Genomic DNA, 25,655 nt, shown 5'->3' with positions numbered 1-25,655 from the left:
GGTCTGCATAAGTGGGAAAAATAATCGAACTTGATGAATCTCTAGCTAATCAAATAGCAGCTGGTGAAGTTGTCGAGCGTCCTGCTAGCGTTGTAAAAGAGCTAGTGGAAAACTCAATCGATGCTGGGGCTTCACGAATCATTGTGAAAATTCAAGAGAGTGGCTTACGTCTCATAGAGGTTGTTGATAACGGTTCTGGCATTGAAAAAGAGGATGTAGCTAAGGCCTTGAAACGTCATGCGACAAGTAAAATAAAAGATAAGGCAGATCTTTTCAAGATTCGTACTTTGGGATTTCGCGGAGAAGCCATGCCTTCGATTGCTTCGGTCAGTGAGTTTTCTATAGAAACGAGTGTAGCTGGAGAAGAGTCTGGTACGCGCTTGGTTAGCCACGGCGGCAAAGTGGACACGCTGGAAGATATTGCGAAACGAGAGGGCACAAAGATTACTGTCCAAAATCTTTTTTACAACACCCCTGCACGTTTGAAATATATTCGCTCCTTGCAAGCCGAACTCAGCCACATCACGGATGTGATTAATCGGCAAAGCATGGCTCACCCTGAGGTTTCATTTACCTTGATTAACGAGGGGCGAGAGCTGATGAAGACTGCAGGAAACGGTGACTTACGCCAAGTTATTGCAAGTGTTTATGGTCTGCCCACGGCGAAGAAGATGCTGAAAGTTGAGGCGGAAGACCTGGATTTTAGAATTTCGGGTTATGTGAGTCTACCAGAGCTTACACGTGCCAACCGCAATTATATTACTTTGATGATAAACGGGCGCTTTATTAAGAACTTTTTGCTGAATCGAGCAATTATTGAGGGTTACGGGAATCGTTTAATGGTCGGTCGCTTCCCAATCGTTGTTTTGTCGATTGAGATTGATCCACAGCTTGCTGATGTTAATGTCCATCCTACTAAGCAGGAAGTTCGCTTATCTAAAGAACGTGAGCTGATGCAGCTTATTACAGAAGCTATTCAAGATGTCTTTGTGGAGGAAACGTTAATTCCTGATGCTTTAGAAAATCTGTCTTCCCGTCTTGTAAAACGTGAAGATAAGCAAGAGGCATTAACAGAAACCAAGCAAGCCAATCTTTACTATGATAAAGTGCGCCAAGATTTCTTTGTTGATACACCTCAGGTTCGGGAAGAAAGTGCCTTACCTCAAGTTGAACCTATGGCCCCGCTGGAAACAGAAAGGGTAACAGAACGTTCAATTTTTGAAGAACCAGAAGAATCAAAAGAGGAAAGGCCAGCAGAAAATTCAGAAAAATCGGAAAGGAAACAGGCCTTTCCGGACTTAGAATATCTGGCACAACTGCACGCGACTTACTTACTCTGTCAGGCTGAGGATGGGCTTTACATTATTGACCAACACGCCGCACAGGAACGTGTTAAGTATGAATACTGGCGTGAAAAAATTGGTGAAGTGAGCATGGATCAGCAGATACTGCTTGCGCCCTACATCTTTAGCTTGCCAAAGCATGATTTCTTGATGTTTTTAGATCGGAAAGCTGTTTTAGAAGAAGCAGGTCTATTCCTTGAAGAATATGGAGAGAACCAGTTGATTCTGAGAGAACATCCTACATGGCTTCAGGAAAGTGATTTGGAAGAAACGGTTTACGAGATGATTGACGAGATTCTTTTGACCAAAGAGTTTTCCGTGAAAAAATACCGTCATGAGTTAGCGACGATGGTCGCTTGCAAGAGCTCCATTAAAGCGAATCATCCTTTGGATGCGACGTCAGCGCGTGCCTTGATAGCAGAGCTTGCGACTTGTGAAAACCCTTATTCTTGCGCGCACGGACGTCCAACGATTGTTCACTTTAACAGTGGGGACATGGAAAAAATGTTCCGTCGCCGTCAAGAAGGGCATCTCTCCAAAGCAGCCAGTTGGAAAAATTTAAATTAAAAAATAGGATAGGAAAATGACAACTTTATACATGGTAGTCCCTTGTTATAACGAGGAATTGGTGCTTGATGAAACATCTCGTCGCCTTGAAGAAAAATATAAGGCTTTAAAAGCAGCCGGAAAAATTGATGAGAAGAGTCGGGTGGTTTATGTTAATGATGGCTCGCGTGATAAAACTTGGGAAAAAATTCAAGAAAAACATGCAGCAAATCCGATGTTCAGTGGTATCAATCTTTCGCGAAATAGAGGGCATCAAAATGCGCTTTTAGCAGGATTGATGCAGGTTAAAGACTTAGCTGATGCCGTAATTTCGATGGATGCGGACCTGCAAGATGATATTGATGCTATTGACGCTATGCTTGAAGAGTACGAAAAAGGCTATGAGGTTGTTTATGGTGTGCGTGACAATCGTGATACAGATACAGCCTTTAAACGTCGTACAGCACTAGCTTTTTACGGTTTAATGAAAAAGTTAGGCAGTGAGTCAGTGCCTAACTCAGCCGACTTTCGCCTTATGAGTCGTCGAGCGTTGAACGGTTTGGCTGAGTATGGTGAGGTCAATCTCTTTTTGCGTGGTATGGTGCCGCTCGTGGGATATAAATCAACCAATGTTTATTATAAACGTGGGGAGCGCTTTGCTGGTGAAAGCAAGTACCCGCTTAAAAAGATGATAAGCTTTGCAATTGATGGTATTACTTCGACATCTGCAACACCTATGCGCTTTATCTTCTGGACAGGTTTGACGATGTTTATGCTGGCTTTTGTTGCAGGCATCTACGTTGTGATTCGCCACTTTGCTGGGGGATTCCCTACAACAGGCTGGGCTTCTATCATTGTGGCCATTATCGGTTTAGGAGGCATTCAGCTTTTGGCTCTGGGGATTATCGGAGAATACATCGGTAAGATTTTCCTTGAGGTAAAAGCGCGTCCGCGTTTTATCATCCAAGATTTTATCAATAAAGAAAGTGACGAAGACTAATGTATGAATACTTTCAAGGCCAGCTGGTCAAAATCACGCCGACCTATATTGTAGTGGATGTTGCGCATGTGGGTTATTTGATCAATGTGGCCAATCCTTACGCCTGGTCTAATCTGATGAATCAAGAAGTGAAAATCTATGTGCACCAAGTTATTCGTGAAGATGCGCATAGCCTGTATGGCTTTACTGATGAGGCAGAAAAATCCCTGTTTTTGCGCTTGATTAGTGTATCAGGTATCGGGCCTAAGTCAGCCTTAGCCATTATCGCAGCAGATGATAATGCAGGGCTGGTTCATGCTATTGACAGCAGTGATATCAAATACTTGACCAAGTTCCCAGGAGTTGGTAAAAAGACAGCTATGCAGATGGTGCTGGATCTGGCAGGTAAGTTTGATGCAAAAGCTTCGGCGGAAATGGTAAAGGCGACAGCCAAAGATGAGAACCTTGCCCTGACGGAAGCTATTGAAGCCTTACAAGCCTTAGGCTATAAAGCAACAGAACTCAAGAAAATTCAGAAGAAGCTCGAAGCAGAAGTTGGTCTGACAAGTGAAGAGTATATCAAAGCTGCGCTGAAATTAATGATGAAATAATCCGTGGTATCAATAATGTTTTAAAGTAAGTTACGGCTACATGATTTTCCTGTTGAGAACTTATTAGAGTCTTCTGTCTTCTTTAGGAAATTTCATGGCAAGCAAAGGGACTCTGAGGTCTCTTTTTTTATGCACTGCTAATCACTGTAGCTTTCACAGTCTGCTAGGCTTTTGCTTAAGTGCCAGCACATGCTTTGTTCTTATATCACTTTGATTTTGATAAGAAAAACATTACAATAGTGTTATATAAATGTTAATAGTATTACTTAACATATAAAACACTTGATGAGGGAAGTGCCATGTTCTATAATCAGACAGCACAGCACAGCACAGCACAGCACAGCACAGCACAGCACAGCACAGCACAGCACAGCACAGCACAGCACAGCACATAAACAGGCGGTAATTTTCCGTTCTTTTCTGCATGCACCAAAACGTTCTGGAGATCAGGACGTTTTTCGACGTTTAAATCAATGAAAGTTAAAGCATGAGGAAAAATAAATGAATAAAGAACAGAAAAGAAAGCTAGGGGTTCTAGCAGTTTTAGGGTTAGCCCTTTTAGTCGGTGGCACTTTCGCTTTTACAGCCTTTAACCAACGTGTCACTAATGACCGTTTACGCGACAATGAATTTGAAGTGGGAGGGCGTGTGCATGATTACTATAATCGTGATACCGAAAATAAAGATGTCTTTGTCGAAAACTACGGGGAAGAAGAAATCATGGTCCGTATCCGGCTCTCGGAGTTCATGGATATTCGGAAACGTGGAGCAACAGATTTTGAGCCTCTTGTAGGCGAAGCTGTCCGCGATGAAGTGGATACATGGACCACTTGGAAACCCAATGCAGACAATATCAACCAACGTCAAACGGGTACAGACTCTGCTTTCTTTAATGATTATTCTAATTTGACATTTGGTTGGGACCGTGGAGAAGAATTTGCCCCTTGGTACTTGCCAACCTTCAACCATGTGGAAAATGACCCTAGAGCAGCGGCCGCAGGACATGCCCGTGACTACTTTACAAGTGATGCTACAGACGGTGTGACCAACGGCGCCACGCATCCCGGTGATGGTACAGATGCCTACTGGACAGAAGACAGTCCGACTTATGACAACAGTGCAGGCGACTGGTTCGGTTCCCAAGTCACTCACGAAGTCGCCCAACATCTTCAGCAAGAACGTCCACCAATGACTATGGAGCAATGGGAAAATGACTTAGACATAGAAGAAAAAATCGGCGATTTTTGGGTGATTGATCACCAAACAGGCTGGGCTTACTGGGCAAGCAAGCTCCAAGCTGGAGAAACAACCTCTTACTTGCTTGACGCTGCTCAAATGACAGAAATGGCAGATGATATTAGGGGCTCTTACTACTATGGGATCCATGTTTCCAGTCATTTGGTTCGCCCAGAAAACAGTGATGATTTCCTTGGGAATGATGATGAGGGCGAACACCACGAACACTTGGCAGATTTTCTTGAGGGGGTTAGGAATAATGCCATGGATGATGAGTATACCAATGGTGGCAGTTTGCCTGCAGAAAATCCAGAATACGATGTAAACTCAGCCCCAGAGGACTTTAACTTTGGACTCATGAACCCTGGTCGTCTTTTTACTATAGATAATCAACGCTTCCGTTATTTGGAAGATATGGGCGACGGTAACCACTTGATTATCCGTGATTCTATGATTCGACACAGCACAACCACTTGGAATGCTCAACCAACAGAATTGCAAAACTGGTATTCTGCTCTTATCCAAGCTGAACCGGCACTTGAGCCTATGGTTCAACCTGTAACTATCCCTAATCCTGCTCCAAACGTTGCGTATGCATCCATTACTTGGACCGGCACAGGTACACGCTGGTTACCTGCTAACCTTGCTTCTTTCCCAGCAGTTGCAGGTGACTTAACCACAGTTGATGAAGGTGATGGTGTCAAACAAGCTTTCGCCCTCTCTCTAGCAGATGTGACTAAGCTGTCTCAGCTTGGTGGTGCTTTCTCTAACCATGCGGAGCGTGCGGCAGGAGGTCAAGGTATTGCCAATGGCTGGTGGTTACGTACTCCTGGAGCTTCAGGCCGTGCTTGGCTTGTCTCTAGCATAGCCTACGGCTTTGTTGGCCAGCTCCTTGGCAATCGCGATATTACCGGTCCTAATGCGGAAACGGGCGTCCGCCCAGCCCTAATCCTTCATCAAGCAGGAGCTTAAAATAAAACATAGGAAAAAACCATAAAAGCAAGCGAAGTAAAAACGTCGTTTGCTATTTTATATTTTATCAAATAGGTTTGTTTTCCATCTGTCTATTTGATAAAATAGCAAATAGAACAATGTTGAGTCTTTCTATTTTATATTTTATCAAATAGAGATGAGGAGGAATTGATGAAAACATATTCGACCTTACGTGCGATAAGCTATAATGACTTTGAAAACTATCCGATGATTGTGGAAAAAAGAAAAGAAAGTGAAAGTAGTGTATTCACAGGGCTTTTCTTTCAAGCTTTTGATGCGAAACAAGAACTTTTATTAAAAGAAGAAATGGAACTTTTCTTTCTCGTCCTTCCTCAGACATCGTTACTCAAAGACAAGATTAACGAAAATTCACGACAAATTGATAAACTTATGAACAGTTTGCCTGAGATTACGAAAAAGAATATCTTTTATCATCTACTTGTTGAAGAGATTAAAGCCTCCAATGATATTGAGGGAGTTCAAAGTACGCGAAAAGAAATACGTGATGCCATTAGTGTTATTCTTGAAAAATCGCAAGAAGATAAAAGATTTAAAAGTCTTGTCTATCAATACATGAATTTTAGAAAATCTAAATTTAGTCAGATTACAACAATTGAAGATATAAGAGAAATCTATGAAAAGTTACTCAAGGATGAAGTTGCTGAAGAGGATAAATTGAGCACGGGAGAGCTTTTTAGGAGTGAACCTGTATTTATCGTTGATCAAAGGACGGGCAAAAAAGTTCACCAAGGAGCAGAAGGGCAAGAAATCATAAAAAAACGTCTTGCTCATCTCGTGAAGTTTATGAATCAAGAGGATATACCGACCTTTGAAAAGGCATTTATTAGTCATTTTTATTTTGAAAATATCCATCCCTTTTATGATGGAAACGGAAGAATTGGACGTTTTATACTTTGCTCTTACCTCGCTCGAAAGTTAGATTATTTATCTGCAATCGGAGTATCTGTAGCTATTTTGGAAAATAAGAATAAATATTATAAAGCTTTTCAGGAAACTTCTCATCCCAAAAATGCAGGTGAAGCAACATCTTTTATTTTGGATATGTTTGATCTTTTGCTTAAGGCTCAAGATAAAATTTTAAGCGCTTTGAAAGAATGGAAGAACAAGCTTAATACCTTGCAGGAGAATGTTCAAAAACTTGAACAAACTGATGATGAACGTTCAGTCATCTATCCTCTAGCACAAGTTCGAATGTATGATAGTTTAGATGTTCTTACGGATGCAGATATTGCGGTAGGTATCGGAATCTCACGGCAAAAACTAAAAAATATTCTCAAAGATTTAAAAGATAAAAAGCACATTACTCAAGTGAAACAAAAACCGTCCATCCATGAGTTAACGGACGAGTTTTGGAGCGAACTGCAAAAATAAATAGACTTAACACAGAACCATCTTTTCTGTTATAATAAAAATAATGAACGAAAATCTATCCGCAACACCACTTGAAGATGAAGTACTGGTTGAAAAATCCTTACGTCCGCAATATTTCAACCAATACATCGGTCAAGATAAGGTTAAAGAACAACTTGAAATTTTTATCAAAGCAGCCAAGCTACGTGAGGAAGTACTGGATCATGTGCTTCTTTTTGGTCCTCCCGGTTTGGGAAAGACAACTCTGGCTTTTGTGATTTCCAATGAATTGGGTGTGAACATCAAGCAAACATCAGGTCCTGCCATTGAAAAACCTGGAGACTTGGTCGCTATTCTGAATGAGTTAGAGCCTGGGGATGTCCTCTTTATTGATGAAATCCATCGGATGCCCATGCAGGTCGAGGAAATCCTTTACTCTGCTATGGAAGACTTCTACATTGATATCATGCTGGGTTCTGGCGATGGAAGCCGCTCGGTTCATTTAGACTTACCTCCGTTTACCTTGGTGGGTGCAACGACACGAGCAGGAATGCTGTCAAATCCTTTGCGTGCCCGCTTTGGAATTTCTGCACACATGGAGTATTATACTGAGAGTGACTTGGAAGAGATTGTCAAACGTACTGCAGATATATTTGAGGTAGAGGTTGTTGAAGAAGGGGCACTTGAGATTGCTTTGCGTAGCCGAGGAACACCACGTATCGCCAATCGTTTGTTAAAACGTGTGCGTGACTTTGCACAAATCATGGGAGACGGTCGTGTGGACAAAGAAATCACCGACAAAGCTCTACAAATCCTAGATGTTGACAATGCCGGCCTAGACTATGTAGACCAGAAAATCTTGCGTACCATGATTGAAATGTACGGTGGAGGACCAGTTGGTTTGGGAACTTTGGCAGTCAACATTGCTGAAGATCAGGAAACTGTTGAAGATATGTATGAACCCTATCTGATTCAAAAAGGTTTTATTGTCCGGACAAAGCAAGGAAGGAAAGCAACTGTAAAGGCTTACCAACATTTAGGATATCCTTATCAAGAAGACTAAAAATGCTCGAGTTTGGGCATTTTTAGTTTATGCTTTTTTCATTGTCTCTATGAAAAAAGAAATATGCCCTCGGGTGTGGATATTTGCCAAAGATTTACCAGTTTGTTATTGGCGATTTTTACAGCCCTGGATATGCTATAATGAAGACATGGAAAAAATAGTATTTGTTTGTTTAGGGAACATTTGTCGCAGTCCGATGGCTGAGTTTGTCATGAAGGATCTGGCTGAAAAAGCGGGAAAAACTTATGAAATAGAGAGTAGAGCGACATCCAGTTGGGAACATGGCAACCCCATTCATCCTGGAACGCGTGCGATTCTAAAGGCATATGACATTAAATTTGACGAGGAAAAAGGCAGTCAGCAGATTACGCCAGAGGATTTTCAATACTTTGATCAAATCATCGCAATGGATGCCTCAAACAAACGCGATTTGGAAAAAATGGCGCCAGCAGGCCAAAAAAATAAAATAAAAATGCTTTTGGAAAAATCAGTTCCTGACCCTTGGTATACGGGAGATTTTGAGGAAACTTATGCCCTAGTAAAAGAAGGCTGCTTAAAAATTTTAGAAAACAAGGATACTATGTCACAAAATATGACATAAACCTTTGACAAGAACTTAAACTAGGTTTATAATATGCCATAGAGTTGAAGTTGAGGAGATAACGGGTGAAAGAACGTGAATTGAGACGCTCTCTAGCAGTGCTGCCAATCGGCACTGTTATGAAACTAACAGGATTGAGTGCGAGGCAGATTCGCTACTATGAAGAACAAGGTTTACTTTTTCCAGAGCGGAACGAAGGCAACCGCCGGATGTACTCTCTTAATGATATTGAGATTGTGTTTGATATTGCAGAGTTATTGTCTGAGGGCAACAATATCGCAGATATTAAACGTATCTATGCTCAACGGCAGAAAAAAGCAATGAAAAACCTCTCTATCAGCGAAGTACACCTTGCTTTGGAACGCGAATTTGCGCAACAAGGACGTTTTGGACATTCGACATCAACTCATTTCAACCAGCCGCGTATGTAAGAAGATATTACATAAAAGAAGTATCGTTTACTCTTAAAAAGGAGCCGTATTATGGGAATCACAGCAGAAAATATCCGTCGTGACATCAAAGAAAAAAACATCAAATTTCTGCGCTTGATGTTTACCGACATCTTAGGAACTCTGAAAAATGTAGAAGTTCCAGCAACTGACGAACAATTAAACAAACTTTTTGACAACAAGATGATGTTTGATGGCAGTTCAATAGAGGGTTTTGTCCGTATCAATGAATCAGACATGTACCTCTATCCAGACTGGGACACATGGATTATCTTTCCTTGGGGGGACGAGTACGGCAAGGTGGCTGGGGTTATCTGTGATGTTTATACAGCAGAAGGCAAGCCTTTCCCAGGGGACCCACGTGGGGTGCTGAAGCGTAACCTTGAAAATATGGAACAAATGGGCTTTAAAAAGTTCAACCTGGGACCAGAACCTGAGTTTTTCCTCTTCAAACTTGATGAAAATCAAGAACCAACCTTAGAAGTCAATGACAAAGGAGGATATTTTGATCTCGCCCCTACAGACTTGGCGGGAAATACACGTCGTGAAATTGTCAACGTCCTTACGGACTTAGGCTTTGAAGTTGAAGCTAGTCACCATGAAGTTGCAGTTGGTCAGCATGAGATTGACTTCAAATATGCAGATGCTTTAAAGGCCTGTGACAACATTCAGATTTTTAAACTTGTCGTAAAGACAATTGCACGTAAACATGGTTTACACGCAACTTTCATGGCTAAACCGAAGTTTGGTATCAACGGTTCCGGGATGCACTGTAACATGTCACTCTTTACAGAGGACGGTCAAAATGCCTTCTATGATGAAGCGGGAGAGATGGGACTTTCTGAGGTGGCACACTACTTTATCGGTGGTTTGCTCAAACATGCCTACAACTATACAGCTATTACAAACCCGACCGTAAACAGTTACAAGCGTTTGGTTCCGGGTTATGAAGCACCAGTTTACATTGCTTGGGCTGGGCGCAACCGTTCGCCCTTGATTCGTGTTCCAGCATCACGTGGAATGTCTACACGAGTGGAGCTTCGTTCAGTCGACCCATCGGCCAACCCTTACTTGACCTTGGCCGTTCTACTTGCCTCTGGTCTTGATGGGATTGAAAATAAAATTGCCGCACCAGAAGCTGTGGAAGAAAACATCTATGTTATGACTGAAAGTGAACGCAAGGCACATGGTATTACGGATTTGCCGTCAACTTTGCATAATGCGGTCAAAGCTCTTCGTGAAGATGAGGTGGTAACTGCAGCTCTGGGCAATCATGTTCTCGTTAATTTTGTGGAAGCGAAGAAGATCGAGTGGGCAAGCTATGCGCAATTTGTCAGCCAATGGGAAATTGATAACTATTTGGAACTTTACTAGAATAGAAAGTCTTCAAGGAAGACTGTTGAAAAATGGCAAGTTGGCTGATTTCAACTAAAGTACAAAAACGCTCAACCAAGCGAGGCTTATGCTCGTGGTTAAGCGTTTTTGTCATTTTTAGGGGAAGTTTGTTCGAGGTGGGGAGGCCAACTTTTTTCCCTAAACTTTATCTTTGAGGTGCTTTTTTTGAATTTTTATACTAAAAAGACTAAACTAGTCCTATGGATATAAAAGAAAATTTGAAAAGCATCATAGATAAGGTAGACTATGGTCAAGTCGTTAAGATTGCTATGCAAGAAAGGGGAGCTTATGCGGTTTCTGAAGTGCAAGGAGATATTGTAAACATGGCTCTCTTCGATGACTTTGCAGCAAAATATCTATCAGATCAAGAAGATTTAACTGTCGTGCATCGTAAAGATTCTGAGCTGGCCCTTACTCCGACAGATTTTTCACGGTTCATTAAAGGATTAGAAGCTCCCAAGCATATTATTTTTGTGGCGTGTTTAGAGCTTGGAACCACTGAAATCAAAGGTTTTTTGAATGCTTTACTTTCTACGGATATGTTGGAAAAGAGCAAAGTGATTCTCTTGGACTTGCCACAGCTAGAATATATGACCTTACGGTCAAGTATGAAAGGAAAACTAGCACTTTAACAGTCTGCTGAAAAAGTCATATTGATTCAAAATTTCTCAAAATGGAGTCTCAGACATGAGGGTTCATTTTTTATTACCATTTTTCGGCGGTTTATTCTTTAAGCCGTTTTTTTCTTGATAATCTCGAGACTGCTTCATGATTTCTTTGTAAATAGATTGGATAGAAGCAGCGTATTGGGGATTTTTTATTTTCTTCTCAATTTTTTCTAGAATGAACTTTTCGCGTGCTGCATCAAGCACCTGCAAATTTTCTTGCGCCTTGGCGGCAATAACTTTTTCAACGAGAAACATACGTTGGTCTAAAAGCGCAAGGATTTGTTCGTCTAACGCATCTATTTCCTTCCGGATATTTTCTAAAGTCATAGTTTTATTTTAGCATATTTCAATTCCTTCTTGCCCCTTAAGGAATTTAGTTGATGTCGCAATGACTTTTGTTCATATTTAAACTTGGGTGAAGAAATATACCGTTGGACAAGCTGGTGAAGGTGGAAACAACTGAATTTTTGAAGTCTGTCTTGAGAAAATAAAAACGCAGGCGGAGAGTTTATACGTAAAGATGTCTTTTTTTTGAAATTGATTGACAATATTTCATTAATATTATAGGATGTAAAAAGATTAAGGCTACTGACAGTGATTAGTGCTTATTCTGAGAAATGTAAAGGCAGGTGATGAATATGTTTAATTGGTTAAGCATTTTTGCTGGAACTTTAGCATGGGTGATGGTCGAAAGTTTATTGTATAATCCTGTGCATGCTTGGGGGCGTTTCTGGGCTAAAGAGTCTGGTATGGCAGAAAAAATGGAGAAGCAAAAAATGTCTGTTTCAGATATGCTTTTTACATTTGGTGGGACGATTCTTGTGGGAGTCTTCATGGCGATTGGTCTTTCACATGCAGCAAAAACAGCTTCAGCAGGTATTGGAAGCACATTTGGTGTCAGTCCACTGGTGGCGGCACTTATGATGGCTTTTCTCAACTGGTTAGCCTTTTATGGTGTTGGGCAATTTGTCTTGGCAGCTTACAGTGGGCAAAGTAAAAAACTGATTGGTCTGCATCTTTTGAACGGATTGATTGGTCTGCTTGTGCTGGGGCTTGTTATTGGGTTATTAGGTTAGAAGTAAAGCAGCGGAAGTTGCTTTGAACCTAGCGAAAAGCTTCAAAAAATAAAAAAAGTCCATTTTGAGTTTTCTTTGGAGTAGCAAAATTTAACTCCAAAACTCACAGGAACGAAAGTAGGTCGATTTGTCTACAGTATGAAAGCAGAGCAATCTGCTTTTTTGCTTCTCCATGTTTTAATAGAAGACGCTTTTTTGTTATAATTTAATCAGAGATTTGTAAAGGACTTAATGCTAAAATGTTTGTCCTTTTCTGGTCCTTTTGTAAAAAACAGAGCTAGAAATGGCTTGATTAAAGGAAGTTTGATGAACCAATGAATAAAAAAGAAAAAGTTGAAGGATATGAGCTCCTGAATAATCAGTTGAAAGCACTTCTTTCGGCACAGAACTATACATTGTCTAACTTGTCTAATGCTACAGCCCTTTTGAATGATTTTTTGCCCAAACAAGTGTTCGTGGGATTTTATCTTTATAATGGTGAACAGTTGATTTTAGGCCCTTTTCAAGGTGGCGTTTCGTGTGTAGAGATTAAGTTGGGGGCAGGTGTATGTGGAGAAGCTGCTGCTAAACGTCAAACCTTAATCGTTGACAATGTTAAAGAGCATAAAAACTATATCTCCTGCGACAGTCGTGCAATGTCTGAAATTGTCGTTCCTCTTATTAAGGATGGGGAACTCAAAGGTGTTTTAGATTTAGATGCTGCTGAGCCATCGTTTTATGATGATATTGATCAGAAGTATCTTGAAGAATTCTGTCAGATTTTATCAGATAGGACAGACTGGAGATTTTTTGAGTGAGGGAAGAGATGAAAGAAACAGTAAATCAATTTATAAGAGACAGATTTCACGATAAGGAAAGGACGCCAGTGGGCTTTAACCGCTTGGCAGAGCCCAAGGCATTTGCTCAAGATTTGGGGAACTTTATTTATCAACTGCACAAGCTGGATGCGACTGGAATACAGGGTGCAGAGCTAATGCTTCCAGTTATTGAAGCAGAATTTTTTACCTTGCTAGACCAGATGAAGAGAGTTGTGCCAGTAGAAGACCTCCGTATGTATTGGGAGAAAGCCAGTAGAAATCCCTGGACAAAATCGCCAGTAGTCTTGCATGGCAATCTGAATTTGGAAACAGTTTGGGTGACTAAGGATAAATTTTCTGGTGTAGTTGAGACAGAGGTTTTGATTGTGGGAGATCCTGCCAGTGACTTGACAATCGCTTGGGAAATTTTTGATGAGAAACAGAGAAAGATATTTTTCTCAGCCGCTGAAGCTGATAAAGCAACAGTCATTCGTGCAAGAGTTTGGGCGGTTTACAAAGCCATGAAAAATTATAACTCAACAGATATTGATCAGTCTATCCTTGCGCGTGATGTTCTTTTCCGTATCAATGAAGAACTTGGTCTTGGCGCAGAGCCAGACCTTTATTAGAAGGAATGAAAAATGGCTTATCAAGCTTTATATAGAAAATACCGTAGTCAAAGATTTGACGAAATGGTTGGTCAAGAAGTCGTTGCAACAACTCTGAAAAATGCCATTATGAATGGTCAGATTTCTCATGCCTATCTTTTTAGCGGTCCGAGAGGAACGGGGAAAACTTCAGCAGCAAAAATCTTTGCCAAAGCCATCAATTGTCCCAATCAAAAAGAGGGTGAGCCTTGTAACAAGTGTGACATTTGTCAAGCGATTACCCAAGGAAATTTAGAAGATGTTATTGAGCTCGATGCTGCTTCAAATAACGGTGTCGATGAAATCCGAGAAATCCGTGACAAATCCACTTATGTAGCCAACCGTGTGACTTACAAGGTCTATATCATTGACGAGGTTCACATGCTGTCAACAGGGGCCTTCAATGCTTTGCTGAAAACTTTGGAAGAACCAACGGATAATGTTGTCTTTGTTCTAGCAACGACCGAGTTGCAAAAAATCCCAGCAACGATTATTAGTCGTGTGCAACGCTTTGCTTTCAAGGCTATTACGACTAGTGATATTCATCAGCATTTAGCGGAAGTTTTATCTGATGAAAAGATCGACTTTGAAGATGCGGCCCTTGATGTGATTGCTAAATCTGCGGAAGGTGGGATGCGTGATGCCTTGAGTTTACTTGATCAAGCGTTGAGTTTTTCAGAGGGTAAACTTGAAGAAAAAGATGCTTTACTCGTAACAGGTTCAATTGCCAACGAAGCGCTGGTTTCTTATGTTTCTGCGCTGGCAGATTCGGATGTGACCTCAGCACTGGCGGATTTAGAGAAGATTTTTCTTGAAGGTAAAAATATGTTGCGCTTCACAGAAGATCTTCTAACCTATTTCCGTGACCTGCTTTTGAAGGAAGACAACAAGATACCTCGGGCGCGAATTTATCAATGGATCAATATAGCGATTGAGTCCTTGAAGATTATCAAAGAAACAACGCAAAGCAAAATTGCTGCCGATGTCATGACGATGCGCTTAGTGGATGCCGGTGCTTCTCATCCTGCAGAAGACGCGGCGGTTTCAGAGGATTTGGCGCAGGAACTTCAAGCTATAAAAGCAGAGCTTCGGGAGCTTAAGGCCAAGTTGGTGGAAGTTGAAAATAAGCCTTCTGTATCTTCCATAAGTCAAGAAGTGCAAATCAAGCGCCAAGTGAAGCTGCAAACGAGTTCAGAAAAATATCAAGTAAATCAAGACTTGATTTTTAAAGCGTTAAGAGAAGCAACAAATGAAGCACGTCAAGCTGTTTTCGGGGCTTGGCCAGAGATTGTTTCAAGTTTTACAAAGCCTTCAGAGCGTGCGTTAATCAATAACACAGCGCCTGTAGCAGCATCAAGCAACTTTGTCGTTGTGACTTTTCCCCATGGAAATCTAGCTAAACGTGTAGCTGAAAATGAAAATTTACAGTTAACATTTGGAAATCTTATGTCCTCCATCTTAGGTTTTTCACCGGAGATTATTGCTCTGGCGGAACAAGATTGGCAGTCTGTCCGGCAAGAGTATGTGATGCACCTAAAAAAAGGTGAAAAAAATGCTGAAATGGTTGCGGAGACGGAGGCTAACGAAGAGGAAATGCTTGTCAGCAAAGCGAAAGAATTTTTTGGTGAAAAAGTGAAAGTAATTAAGGATTAGCAACGGGTATAAATCCTATAATGTCATAAAGTGAAGAAGCTCCTGCCTAGTCAGAAGCTTCTTTTTTGTCCACTTTTCAGGCGCTGGCCCGGAAGCTGAAAACAAGGTCAAGTGAAAGCCCTCCTCACTTTTCTCATCAAACACTCATTTCATTTGACCTTTTTTATACTATAGACTCAGAAAGTAAACGTAACATTAGAAATTTTCTTGTAATGAAAAACCAAAAGTAAATGTTACGCCAAAGGAGGAGTTTATGACACCAGAAAAGAAAAAACAGCGGCGGCTGCGCAACCTCGCACTCCTGTCGCTCCTGTTACTCGCAGTAGGCGGCACCTTCGCCTTCCAAGCCTTCAACCAACGGGCCATCAATGATCGGCTGAATGAAGTGGACATCAATGTCGGTGGCCGTGTCCACGACTACTACAACCGAGACACCGAAAACAAGGACGTCTTCGTGGAAAACTACGGGGAACGGCCAATCATGGCACGGATACGCCTGTCCGAGTTCCTCGAAACCCGACAACGTGACGAAACGGACTTCACGCCCCTGGTCGCAGGGACTAGCCGTGACGATGTAGAAAACTGGACCACATGGATTCCAAGCGCAGGCAATATCAATGACCGGGAAAATAGCAATGCCTCAAATGCCTTCGACCAGTATGCCACACTCACCTTTGGTTGGGAACGTTCCGGTCAAGATGCCCCATGGTATATGCCCACCTTCAACCATGACAACCTGGACTTAAGAACAGCAGCGGCAGGACATGCGCGGGACTGGATCGAAGGGAACGAGGCAACAGATGGGGTCACAGACGGGGCGACACATCCGGGAGACGGTATTGATGCTTACTGGTCAGCAAACGAAAACTTTGACAACAGTGGTCCAATCTGGCCGGGAGAAGAAGTGACCAACCAAACTGCTCAGAACTTACAACAAGACCGTGCGCCAATGACCATGAACCAGTGGAGCAACTTACCTAACGAAGACAAGATAGGCAACTTCTGGGTGGTTGACCACAACACGGGTTGGGCTTACTGGGCCAACAGACTGAACAGTGAGCAAGCCAGCTCTTACCTGCTTGATGCAGCGGAGATGACAGCTGCCATTGAGGACAAGGTCTTTAACGGATTTTACTACTATGGAATTCATGTCGAGAGTGGCTTAGTCAGTCCTGACCAGCATGAGGAGTTCCTCAATGACGGGGAGCAACACCATGCGGAGCTGGCAGACCTTCTCCGTGGCATCCAGAACGGAGTGATGTTTGATGACGGCCCGAACCCACTGCCTAATGAAGACAGTGCACCAGCAGCCTTTGACTTTTCGACCATGCGTCCGGGGCGTATCTTTACCATGGCCGGGGAGCAGTATCGTTATCTAGAGAATCAAGGTTCTGGTAATCATATGATTATCCGGAACAATGTGATTACTGAGATTTCATTTGTGCAGCAAGAAGAAGAATTGGATTCTTGGTATGACTCTCTTCATTCAGAAGTGAGAGCCAGAGTTCAGCCTGTAGCTAATAACTTCATAACGGGAAGTGTTCCAGATGATGTTGTTACATTTGATGGTGGTGTGCGATGGATTCCCAATAACTTACAAGGTGATGTTGCGGCAGATGTGACAACAGTTGTCCAAGGAGCAGGTGGTAGTTCACGTGCGTTTGCACTCTCCTTAGCTGATGTTACACGCCTATCTGGACCTGGTCAAGCATTTCCTAACTCCTTGGGACGTACAGCGACGAACAGTAACTCGTGGTGGTTACGGACACCTGGGGCTCCCGGATTCGCTTGGCATGTGAATTTCCAGAGACCAGGGCAGTTATTCGCTAATAATAATGTATCATTTACGCACCCTGTTCGTGGTATTCGCCCTGCTATAATTATCAATCAATCCAACTAAAGTAGTCAAACTCCAAAACAAAAATCACTCAACAAGGCATCCTTAGAAAGCCAAGTGTTGAGTGATTTTTAGGGTTTTATCTGAGTTTTTAATCAATATCGCGACTCAGGTCGACTTCTTCAAGTGGAATGAGTTTCGTCTTCTTAACAATTTTGTAAGAAAAATACAAAATTAAGAAAAGTGGCAGCGCCAAGTAAGTGGTAACAATGTTTTGCACGCTCATCGTAACGGTGGTAATCTGTCCGATAACGATAATAATGGAGAGGATTAAGGCAATAATTGGACCGATGGGAAACCATTTGGCATGGTAGCCTAACTCGGAAAGTTGATGCCCTTGCTTAATAAAAGCACGGCGGAATCGGAAGTGACAGATAGCAATGCCAATCCAAGCTAGAAAGCCAGATAAACCAGAGGCAGCTACGAGGTAGAAGTAAATTTCTGTTCCGAAGATACTGGTCAAGAAAGCTAAAAGACCAATGGCGACAGTGGCTAAGAGAGCAAAAATAGGAACACCAGTGCTTGTATTTGTTTTGGCAAAAATCTTTGGGGCATGGCCTTCCTTAGCCATACCAAAAAGCATACGAGAAGCTGCATAGAGCCAAGAGTTAGCCGAAGAAATAACAGAGGTTAAAATAACAGCATTCATAACAGAAGCGGCAGCAGCTAAACCTGCACGCTCAAATACGAGAGTAAATGGAGAAACGGTAATATCGTTTTGAGCAGCAGCACGGAGAAGACTAGGGTCTTTATAATAGACTAAAGCTCCAATGACAAAGATAGATAAGAAATAGAAGATGAGGATACGCCAGAAAACTTGTTTGATTGCTGAGGGTACATTTTTTTCAGGATTTTCAGATTCACCAGCTGCAATACCAACGATTTCGGTGCCTTGGAAAGAGAAACCTGCAATCATAAAGACAGCAATCATTCCTCCGATACCACCAACAAATCCGTGATTTCCTCCAGCAGAAAGGTTGCGTGCCACATCTGGCTTATAACTCATAATCCCAAAAATTGTTGCGAGACCAATCACGATGAAGGCAATGACAGCAACAACTTTAACCGTAGCCATCCAAAACTCTGCTTCGCCATAAGCCTTGGCAGAAATCAAGTTGACCAATAGGATAAGACCAATGACGATGGTGGACCAAATCCATGTAGGGACATGGGGCAGCCAAAATTGCATGATTACACCGACTGTAGCGGCTTCAACAGCTACAGTAATTGCGGAATTGAACCAGTAGTTCCAGCCCATGGCAAAGCCGAAGGCCTCATCAACATAACGGTCAGCAAAAGAAGCAAAGGAACCGGACAGTGGCAAGTAAGAAGCCATTTCACCAAGGGAAGTCATCAGGAAGAAAACCATGAGCCCTATAGCTCCGTAAGCAGCAAGAGCACCGAAAGGACCAGCTTGAGATATTGTGGCACCCGAGGCAACAAATAACCCAGTACCGATCGTTCCCCCTAAAGCAATCATGGTTAGGTGGCGATGTTTGAGTCCCCGTTTTACTTGTGTGGTTGTCGTGGGGCCGTTGTTTGAAGTATTATCCATTACTTCTCTCCTAAAATTATGAATATTAATACAAAAAAGCAATCCCGAGGGATTACTAAACGTCAGAAAGGATTTTTATCCGAATAGCGCATCGTGTCCATACTAAGAGTCTAGCTAGACTACGACAGTTTAACAAGTATTTCTCGTTAAACCAAGAAAAGTTATCGAGTTTAACTTTTCTTTCGGCAACCGCTCCTGGGTCAAACATCTCTGCTTACTCAAGCTCCGTTTAACTTATTATTGGCTGCGACCTCTATCGTTTATTAAGTATTTATGAATATTTTAGATTAATTTGTGAGGCTTGTCAAGAATAAAGCTGGAAAAAATGTATAATTATGCAATTTTTCCTGGAGATTATGAATAATGCGAAGTGTTTGTTTTAGAAACTAAAAAGAGTTATAATAGACAATAGATGGACACGCTTTCATCTGAATTATATCGGGAGGTGGTTTGTTATGGCATTTACCCCAAAATATGTATCTCCAACTTACGCAGGAGAAAAAATTGTACGCGTAACACGCAGCCAAGAAGGAGAAGTAACACACTTATTCCAACGTTTTGATAACCAATGCAAGCTGCATTTTATTGTGAAAAAACTTGGCTACTATCAGTCGAAAGAAGGTGAGTATCGCTACATTCCAGCTAATATGCTTGATGTTGTAGCTTGATAAATAAAGAAAGATGAAAAATCTTCTGCAGGTGCAGAGGGTTGTTTTCTTTTGGTTTCGTTTTAAGACTTCTACGAGAGGGGACCAGAAGTTTCACAAGCTCTGAGAAATTGCCCCTTTTCTTGAATAACCTTTACACTTAAAAGAGTAAAACACCTTTGAAGAGGCCCTTTTTAAGAAAAATGTGCGTACACTATAAGTGCTTCTAAATCACTGTTTCGAGATAGTTATTATAATTTTTTAATAAGGCGTAAAGTTTCTGTGGATAGGAGTGGGGCAGCTTGCAAAAAAACTGCTAATATGATAGAATTTATACTCGTGAGTAAAACTCATAACTTACACAGGCTCCAACCTGTGTCATTAGTCCAAAAGGAGGAAAAATCAATGACAAAATACGAAATTCTTTATATTATTCGTCCAAACATTGAAGAAGAAGCAAAGAAAGCTCTCGTTGAACGTTTTGATAATATCTTGACTGACAACGGTGCTGTGAATCTTGAGTCTAAAGACTGGGAAACACGTAAACTCGCTTACGAAATCCAAGACTTCCGCGAAGGTCTCTACCACATCGTAACTCTTGAAGCAGCTACTGATTCAGCGGCCTTGAGCGAATTTGACCGTCTTGCTAAGATTAACGGCGATATTCTTCGTCATATGATCACTAAAGTAGAAGCTTAATTCTGGTTTAGCTGGACAAAATTAAAGGAGAGACATCATGATTAATAATGTTGTTTTGGTTGGACGCCTTGTGCGTGACCCTGAACTACGTTACACACCGCAAAATACTGCGGTTGCTACATTTACGCTTGCTGTTAACCGCCGCTTTAAAAATGCGCAAGGCGAACGTGAAGCTGATTTCATCAACTGTGTCATCTGGCGTCAATCTGCTGAGAATTTGGCAAATTGGGCGAAAAAGGGTGCCTTAATTGGTGTAACAGGTAGCATTCAAGTGCGAAATTATGAGAACAAAGAAGGTCAACGTGTTTATGTGACTGAGGTATTGGCGGATAACTTCCAAATGCTTGAAAGTCGTGCCGTACGTGAAGGCGGAAGTGGTTCATACAGTGCACCACAGCCGCAACAACCACAAAACAGTACGTTTGCTGGAACGAACACAGCAAGTACTGCAACACCTGATTTTGGTCGTGATGCTGATCCCTTTGGTGGCTCACCGATGGAAATTTCTGATGATGATCTTCCATTCTAATAGCCCGTTGTAGAGGGAACTAAGGCTTTCCTGCAACACATCATAAAACAATAATATAAGGAGAAACACACTATGGCTTTTCAAAAACGTGGTGGCTTCAAACGCCGTAAAAAAGTTGACTTTATCGCAGCTAACAAAATCGAAGTTGTTGATTACAAAGACACTGAACTCTTGAAACGTTTTATCTCAGAACGTGGTAAAATCTTGCCACGTCGCGTGACTGGTACTTCAGCTAAAAACCAACGTAAAGTGGTTACAGCTATCAAACGCGCACGTGTTATGGCTCTTTTGCCATTCGTAGCTTCTGACGAAAACTAAAGATATAAAAAAGGATACCAGAGGGTGTCTTTTTTCGTACTCCAACCTTGATTTCTTGAGTGTGCTCCTATATGTCATAACGGGTAGTCACATGCTGACAAAACTTATGTGAAGATGGCTCTCCTTCGTCTTGTTCGACTTTATGTTATACTAGAAATAAAAGAAGACCATAGGGTTAAGTTGTCGAAGGAATTACAAAAAAGTAGCTTGAGTTACAAGGTGAACTTTTGTGGTGAGTAAATAAATACCTGATACAGAAGCATTTCTAAAAAATGTGGAATAAGGGTTTGAGAGAAACACAGCCTACTAAAAAGGTATCCTATCTAGAAAATGGTCGCTCATGCTGAGGGGGCACTTGTTTAGGTAAATTAATAAATCAGAAGGCCCTTTGTTTAAGAGGAAGTGTGACAAAAGAGATGTCCGAAAAGCCTATGTTTGGCTAAGCATTAGAAGAGCTACAAGAGTGTTAGATATGTCTAAACCAAAACAAGGTTTTCGCGTAATCTTACAGGCCTACAAATGATTATGAAAAAAGAGAAGTTAAGAAATTAAAAGCAATGATATGGATTATAATTCTACTTTTTAGCCTTCTGTTTTATGGGATTTTGCTTGAACCACACTTTATGCGTGTGCGAAAAGTTAAAATCTCAGATGAGAAGGGCTTGAAAGTTGCACACTTTACAGATACACATTTTAACTGGCACACCCGACCACGTCGTTTTTATAAATTTTCAAAGCACATCAAACAGATGGAACCTGATTTGATTTTGTTCACAGGTGACTTATTTGATAAGGTAAGCTGGGCTCAGAAGCATGAGAGAAATAAAGTTAAAGAAATTCTGACGGATTTAGAAGCTCCTTTGGGGAAATTTGCTATTTTGGGCAATCATGATTTTTCTGAAGAGGGTCATCCTAACTATATTAGAAGTTTTCTGGAGGAGTCAGGATTCACAGTACTCACAAATCAGTCTGTGAGGTCGGGAAATGTATCATTGACGGGGCTTGATGACTTACGTGAAGGTCAGCCGAATTTTGAGATGCTGCCTGAGCAAGCAGATTTTTCCCTTTTAATGATTCATGAGCCGGATACGATTTTACGGGTTGAACATCCGGAAAAGTATGATTTGGTAGTCGCAGGGCACAGCCACGGTGGCCAAATCCGACTTGGAAATTGGCGCTTACGTAATGATGGTTCTAAAGCTTATGATTCTGGTTTATATGACTTAGGCCAGAATACGACACTCTTTGTCAATGCAGGGATAGGTTTGACTTTTTTACCTATAAGGTTTGGTGTACCTCCAGAGATAGTATACTATGAGATTTAAGAGAAAAGGCCCAAAGGTGCAGTGCATACACCTTTGGGTCTTTTCTCATCAAACACTCATTTCATTTGACCTTTTTTTTTTTTATACTATAGACTCAGAAAGTAAACGTAACATTAGAAATGTATATGTAATGTAAATCTAAAAGTACAGGTTACGCCAAAGGAGGAGTTTATGACACCAGAAAAGAAAAACCAGCGGCGGCTGCGCAACCTCGCGCTCCTGTCCCTCTTATTGCTCTTGGTAGGCGGCACCTTCGCCTTCCAAGCCTTCAACCAGCGGGCCATCAATGACCGGCTCCGAGAAAACATCCCCGGCGGCCGTGTCCACGACTACTACAACCGAGACACCGAAAACAAGGACGTCTTCGTGGAGAACTATGGCAATGTGCCCCTCATGGCTCGTATCCGCCTCTCCGAGTTCATGGAGAAACGCGCCACAGGAGATACAGACTTCACCCCTATAGTGAACGGTACCATCCGTGACCAAGTGAACACTTGGACGGTCATGCGTCCCTCAGAGACCAATCTCAACACCCGTGTAGGTGACTCGGCTGCCTTCAACACCTATGCCAACCTGACCTTTGGTTGGACCCGCTCAGGCCAAGATGCCCCATGGTTCATGCCCACCTTCAACCGAGACAACCAAGACCTGATGACCGCCTCTGCAGGACATGCCCGTGACTGGGTCACAAGCACAGCCACAGACGGTGTCACAGATGGCGCCACGCATCCCGGAGACGGTACAGATGCCTACTGGTCCTCTGGCGACAGCTTTGACAACAGCGGTCCAGTTTGGCCGGGCGAAGAAGTCACTCATGATGCCGCTCAAAACCTGCAACAAGACCGTGCCCCAATGACAATCAGTCAGTGGGCAGCCCTCCCTAATAACCTGAAAGTCGGGAACTTCTGGGTGATTGACCACCAAACAGGCTGGGCTTACTGGGCGAACCAACTCCAAGCAGGAGAGACCACTTCTTACCTCTTGGATGCAGCTCAGATGACCGCAGCGGCGGACAACATCCCGGGCGAGTATTATTATGGTATCCATGTGGACGGGCAACTGATCAGTCCTGACCGTATCAATGATTTCTTGGCTGCAGATCCAGACTATACGCATCATGCCGACCTGTCAGACTTCCTGACAGCCGTACAGAACGGTTCTATCGATAACAACTGGGGGAATCCGGGACCAGATGATGATGTCCAACCCGACCAAATCAACTTTAGCATCATGGCACCGGGGACCATCTTTACTATGGCTGGGGAGCAGTACCGTTATCTGGAGAATCAAGGTGGGGGGAATCATTTGATTATTCGGAATAATGTTACTACAGCTCTCTCATTCGATGTTCAGAATGATTATTTAGATAACTGGTACACGGGAGTGCTTGCTTCAGAGGTCCGAGCTATGGTTCAGCCAGTGAGAGAAAATTTTGCAACAGGAAATGTTGAAAGTGACGCTATCGCTTGGTTAGAAGCATGGCGCTGGTTACCTAGTAATATAGATGATTTCCCTGAAGTCGCGGCAGATATCACTCAAGTTGATACGAGTGGGACAAGACGTGCTTTTGCACTCTCTTTAGCAGACGTCGCTCGCTTATCAGGTTCAGGCAGAGCCTTCCCTAGTAGGGCATCGCGTGAAGGTTCTGGTTCTATGTGGTGGTGGACGCGTACTCCTGCGGTTCCGGGAACAAGTGCTTGGGATGTAAATAGAGGAGAGATGTCAGGAATGCTCTCCAATCGCGCTACAAATAATATCTCTGCTGTTGGTGGTGTGCGTCCTGCTCTAATTATTCGTCAATAAAAGAAAAACATTCAAGAACCAGTACTGGTTCTTGAATGTTTTTCGCTTGTGGTTTCATATCCGGATTCTTATTGGCGCTCCCCTGAAGAAATAATGGTTTCTTTTCCATTATTGTCGACAGCGTGAAAATAGCGCGGCCACGAGGGGTTGAAGGGATATTGGAAATCAACAGTAATAGTTAAAGGGTTCTTTGGCTGCGAAAATTTTACAGAAAGTAAACCGTTTTGGTTCAACAATTCAAAATTGATAAGAGGCTCAAGGGCAATAACACCTTTGAGCTGGTTGTCAATGATGAACCAAAAACTGTCAATGATTTCGCCAGGGATACTTGATACAGTACCATAGCTTGCATAGCGTCCTTTTGTTTCAGTAAATGCCATTTTGGTCCTCCTAGAACATTAACTTGATAAACTTAATTTAAGCGGGTTTGACTAATAACTTCCCGAATGTTTTCCAAAGAGTGCTCAATTGTGTCTTGACTCTTCATGCCATACATCAAAAAGATAGCATCAAGAAGACTGATTTGGGAAACAGTTGAGGCAACCGCTTCTGGGCGGAAAGAAATCTCCTCAGCTATTGAAATGAGGGATAAGTCACTTTTTTTCACTAATGCTGAGTGAGCAAATGATGTTATTGCAATTACTGGGACTTGATTGTTTTTCAAGATATCAACAATCTTAAGTGTATCCTTGTTTTTCCCAGTATGCGAAATAACAAAGGCACAGTCATTTTTCGTTAACTTTGAAGCCAACATTTGCTGATAATGGAAGTCTTGATGATAGACGGTTTGTAGAGGCATACGCAAAAACTTATGATAAGCAATCAAAGCCACGGCATTAGAACCTCCTACGCCAAAAAAACCACATGTCTTTGCAGAAAGGAGCACATTCATTATCTCATCTAGCGTGTTGCTATCGATGAGCTGCAGTGTCGCATTTAATGACAAAGTATTGCTTGTAAAGTTTTTTGTAAGGATGTCTTTATAGCTGTCCTTAGGCGACAGTTCGCTGAAAAAATTATCTGATTTGAATTTTTCGGTGCTGTGGATAGCTAGCTTTAAATCTTGAAAAGAATCAAAGCCAATCTTTTTCGCAAATCGTGAAATGGTTGCTGTAGATACCTGAGTATTTTTGGCAAAGTCTTGGATAGACAGGCGAGCAGCACTATCCATGTTTTTAATCAAGTAATTTGAAATTGCTTGGTCAGACTTGCTGAGATTATCGTAATAAGAGTTGATACGTGTAATTAAAGATTGTGTCATATACTTTCCAGTCCTAGCCTTATTATATCATACCCCCTATTGGAAGCGATAGGAGGAGACCATAAAAAAGAATGATAAAAGTAAAAAGGCGTTTACTAAGCTTATGACTGATTTTTGGTTCTGGGGATTAGTGAGGGCCGAGGCTTATCAGTGGGTATTGTTTATGTAATTTGAAGTCAGTGTTGTCAATGAT

25 protein-coding genes and 1 riboswitch are annotated in these 25,655 nt (G+C 42.0%); of the genes, 21 read left to right on the top strand and 4 right to left on the bottom strand.

The features are described 5' to 3' along the window. The first annotated feature begins 11 nt into the window (after positions 1-11). The 10 genes from mutL (at position 12) to NFR51_RS07555 (ending at position 11,219) form a co-directional block, all read left to right on the top strand. Positions 12-1,910, top strand: a complete 1,899-nt coding sequence (gene mutL / locus NFR51_RS07600) for a DNA mismatch repair endonuclease MutL (protein ID WP_251713116.1) — start codon at positions 12-14, stop codon at positions 1,908-1,910. Positions 1,911-1,926: 16 nt separating this feature from the next. After that, positions 1,927-2,889: a glycosyltransferase gene (locus NFR51_RS07595; RefSeq protein WP_251713115.1), complete on the top strand. Its 963-nt coding sequence runs from the start codon at positions 1,927-1,929 to the stop codon at positions 2,887-2,889. Further along, on the top strand, positions 2,889-3,479 hold the full coding sequence (gene ruvA / locus NFR51_RS07590) for a Holliday junction branch migration protein RuvA (protein ID WP_251713114.1): 591 nt from the start codon (positions 2,889-2,891) through the stop codon (positions 3,477-3,479). The genes NFR51_RS07595 and ruvA overlap by 1 nt, the downstream gene beginning before the upstream one ends. A 501-nt stretch (positions 3,480-3,980) precedes the next feature. Then, a complete protein-coding gene (locus NFR51_RS07585; protein WP_251713113.1) occupies positions 3,981-5,687 on the top strand; it encodes a hypothetical protein in 1,707 nt (568 codons plus the stop codon). A 171-nt stretch (positions 5,688-5,858) separates the two neighbouring features. After that, a complete protein-coding gene (locus NFR51_RS07580) occupies positions 5,859-7,100 on the top strand; it encodes a Fic family protein (RefSeq protein WP_251713112.1) in 1,242 nt (413 codons plus the stop codon). Positions 7,101-7,143: 43 nt separating this feature from the next. After that, positions 7,144-8,142, top strand: a complete 999-nt coding sequence (ruvB, locus tag NFR51_RS07575; RefSeq protein WP_251713111.1) for a Holliday junction branch migration DNA helicase RuvB — start codon at positions 7,144-7,146, stop codon at positions 8,140-8,142. Positions 8,143-8,290: 148 nt separating this feature from the next. Next, positions 8,291-8,743, top strand: coding sequence for a low molecular weight protein-tyrosine-phosphatase (locus NFR51_RS07570; protein WP_251713110.1), 453 nt, complete (start codon positions 8,291-8,293; stop codon positions 8,741-8,743). 65 nt (positions 8,744-8,808) lie between these two features. Next, the gene (locus NFR51_RS07565; protein ID WP_251713109.1) at positions 8,809-9,174 is read left to right on the top strand and encodes a MerR family transcriptional regulator; all 366 of its coding nucleotides are present in this window, start codon (positions 8,809-8,811) and stop codon (positions 9,172-9,174) included. A gap of 51 nt (positions 9,175-9,225) precedes the next feature. Further along, positions 9,226-10,566, top strand: coding sequence for a type I glutamate--ammonia ligase (glnA, locus tag NFR51_RS07560; protein WP_251713108.1), 1,341 nt, complete (start codon positions 9,226-9,228; stop codon positions 10,564-10,566). 221 nt (positions 10,567-10,787) lie between these two features. Next, positions 10,788-11,219, top strand: coding sequence for a hypothetical protein (locus tag NFR51_RS07555; protein ID WP_251713107.1), 432 nt, complete (start codon positions 10,788-10,790; stop codon positions 11,217-11,219). 63 nt (positions 11,220-11,282) lie between these two features. Here NFR51_RS07555 and NFR51_RS07550 read toward each other — a convergent pair whose 3' ends face one another. Next, positions 11,283-11,582, bottom strand: coding sequence for a chorismate mutase (locus NFR51_RS07550; RefSeq protein ID WP_251713106.1), 300 nt, complete (start codon positions 11,580-11,582; stop codon positions 11,283-11,285). A 311-nt stretch (positions 11,583-11,893) separates the two neighbouring features. Between NFR51_RS07550 and NFR51_RS07545 the strand changes: the two genes are divergently transcribed. The 5 genes from NFR51_RS07545 (at position 11,894) to NFR51_RS07525 (ending at position 17,328) form a co-directional block, all read left to right on the top strand. Then, the gene (locus NFR51_RS07545; protein ID WP_251713105.1) at positions 11,894-12,331 is read left to right on the top strand and encodes a DUF1761 family protein; all 438 of its coding nucleotides are present in this window, start codon (positions 11,894-11,896) and stop codon (positions 12,329-12,331) included. A gap of 314 nt (positions 12,332-12,645) precedes the next feature. After that, positions 12,646-13,128: a free L-methionine (R)-S-oxide reductase MsrC gene (locus NFR51_RS07540; RefSeq protein WP_251713104.1), complete on the top strand. Its 483-nt coding sequence runs from the start codon at positions 12,646-12,648 to the stop codon at positions 13,126-13,128. An 8-nt stretch (positions 13,129-13,136) separates the two neighbouring features. Beyond that, positions 13,137-13,757, top strand: a complete 621-nt coding sequence (locus NFR51_RS07535; protein ID WP_251713103.1) for a phosphotransferase — start codon at positions 13,137-13,139, stop codon at positions 13,755-13,757. A 12-nt stretch (positions 13,758-13,769) separates the two neighbouring features. Beyond that, the gene (dnaX, locus tag NFR51_RS07530; RefSeq protein ID WP_251713102.1) at positions 13,770-15,428 is read left to right on the top strand and encodes a DNA polymerase III subunit gamma/tau; all 1,659 of its coding nucleotides are present in this window, start codon (positions 13,770-13,772) and stop codon (positions 15,426-15,428) included. Positions 15,429-15,681: 253 nt separating this feature from the next. Then, entirely contained in the window at positions 15,682-17,328 is a 1,647-nt protein-coding gene (locus tag NFR51_RS07525) for a hypothetical protein (protein ID WP_251713101.1), read from the top strand. A gap of 88 nt (positions 17,329-17,416) precedes the next feature. Here NFR51_RS07525 and NFR51_RS07520 read toward each other — a convergent pair whose 3' ends face one another. Continuing rightward, positions 17,417-18,880 carry an amino acid permease gene (locus tag NFR51_RS07520; RefSeq protein WP_251713100.1) on the bottom strand — a complete coding sequence of 488 codons (1,464 nt, stop codon included), beginning with the start codon at positions 18,878-18,880 and terminating at the stop codon, positions 17,417-17,419. A 76-nt stretch (positions 18,881-18,956) separates the two neighbouring features. Next, positions 18,957-19,144, bottom strand: a riboswitch (Lysine riboswitch). A 191-nt stretch (positions 19,145-19,335) separates the two neighbouring features. Here NFR51_RS07520 and NFR51_RS07515 point away from each other — a divergent pair. The 6 genes from NFR51_RS07515 (at position 19,336) to NFR51_RS07490 (ending at position 24,201) form a co-directional block, all read left to right on the top strand. Further along, positions 19,336-19,548, top strand: coding sequence for a hypothetical protein (locus NFR51_RS07515; RefSeq protein WP_251713099.1), 213 nt, complete (start codon positions 19,336-19,338; stop codon positions 19,546-19,548). 384 nt (positions 19,549-19,932) lie between these two features. Then, positions 19,933-20,226, top strand: coding sequence for a 30S ribosomal protein S6 (gene rpsF / locus NFR51_RS07510; protein ID WP_251713098.1), 294 nt, complete (start codon positions 19,933-19,935; stop codon positions 20,224-20,226). Positions 20,227-20,263: 37 nt separating this feature from the next. Then, positions 20,264-20,755, top strand: a complete 492-nt coding sequence (gene ssb / locus NFR51_RS07505) for a single-stranded DNA-binding protein (protein WP_251713097.1) — start codon at positions 20,264-20,266, stop codon at positions 20,753-20,755. Between the two features lie 72 nt (positions 20,756-20,827). Further along, the gene (gene rpsR / locus NFR51_RS07500) at positions 20,828-21,073 is read left to right on the top strand and encodes a 30S ribosomal protein S18 (RefSeq protein WP_003133134.1); all 246 of its coding nucleotides are present in this window, start codon (positions 20,828-20,830) and stop codon (positions 21,071-21,073) included. A gap of 557 nt (positions 21,074-21,630) precedes the next feature. Then, positions 21,631-22,398, top strand: coding sequence for a metallophosphoesterase (locus NFR51_RS07495; RefSeq protein ID WP_251713096.1), 768 nt, complete (start codon positions 21,631-21,633; stop codon positions 22,396-22,398). Positions 22,399-22,569: 171 nt separating this feature from the next. After that, positions 22,570-24,201 (top strand): hypothetical protein, encoded by a 1,632-nt coding sequence (locus NFR51_RS07490; RefSeq protein WP_251713095.1) that lies wholly within the window; start codon positions 22,570-22,572, stop codon positions 24,199-24,201. A 68-nt stretch (positions 24,202-24,269) separates the two neighbouring features. Here NFR51_RS07490 and NFR51_RS07485 read toward each other — a convergent pair whose 3' ends face one another. Both NFR51_RS07485 and NFR51_RS07480 read right to left on the bottom strand, forming a co-directional pair. Further along, the gene (locus NFR51_RS07485) at positions 24,270-24,581 is read right to left on the bottom strand and encodes a DUF960 domain-containing protein (RefSeq protein WP_251713094.1); all 312 of its coding nucleotides are present in this window, start codon (positions 24,579-24,581) and stop codon (positions 24,270-24,272) included. 32 nt (positions 24,582-24,613) lie between these two features. After that, positions 24,614-25,462, bottom strand: coding sequence for a MurR/RpiR family transcriptional regulator (locus tag NFR51_RS07480; RefSeq protein WP_251713093.1), 849 nt, complete (start codon positions 25,460-25,462; stop codon positions 24,614-24,616). Between the last annotated feature and the right edge of the window lie 193 nt (positions 25,463-25,655).

Source organism: Lactococcus ileimucosae (assembly GCF_943193185.1).
Lineage (GTDB): Bacteria > Bacillota > Bacilli > Lactobacillales > Streptococcaceae > Lactococcus > Lactococcus ileimucosae.
This window is presented reverse-complemented; position numbering and strand designations above follow the sequence as displayed.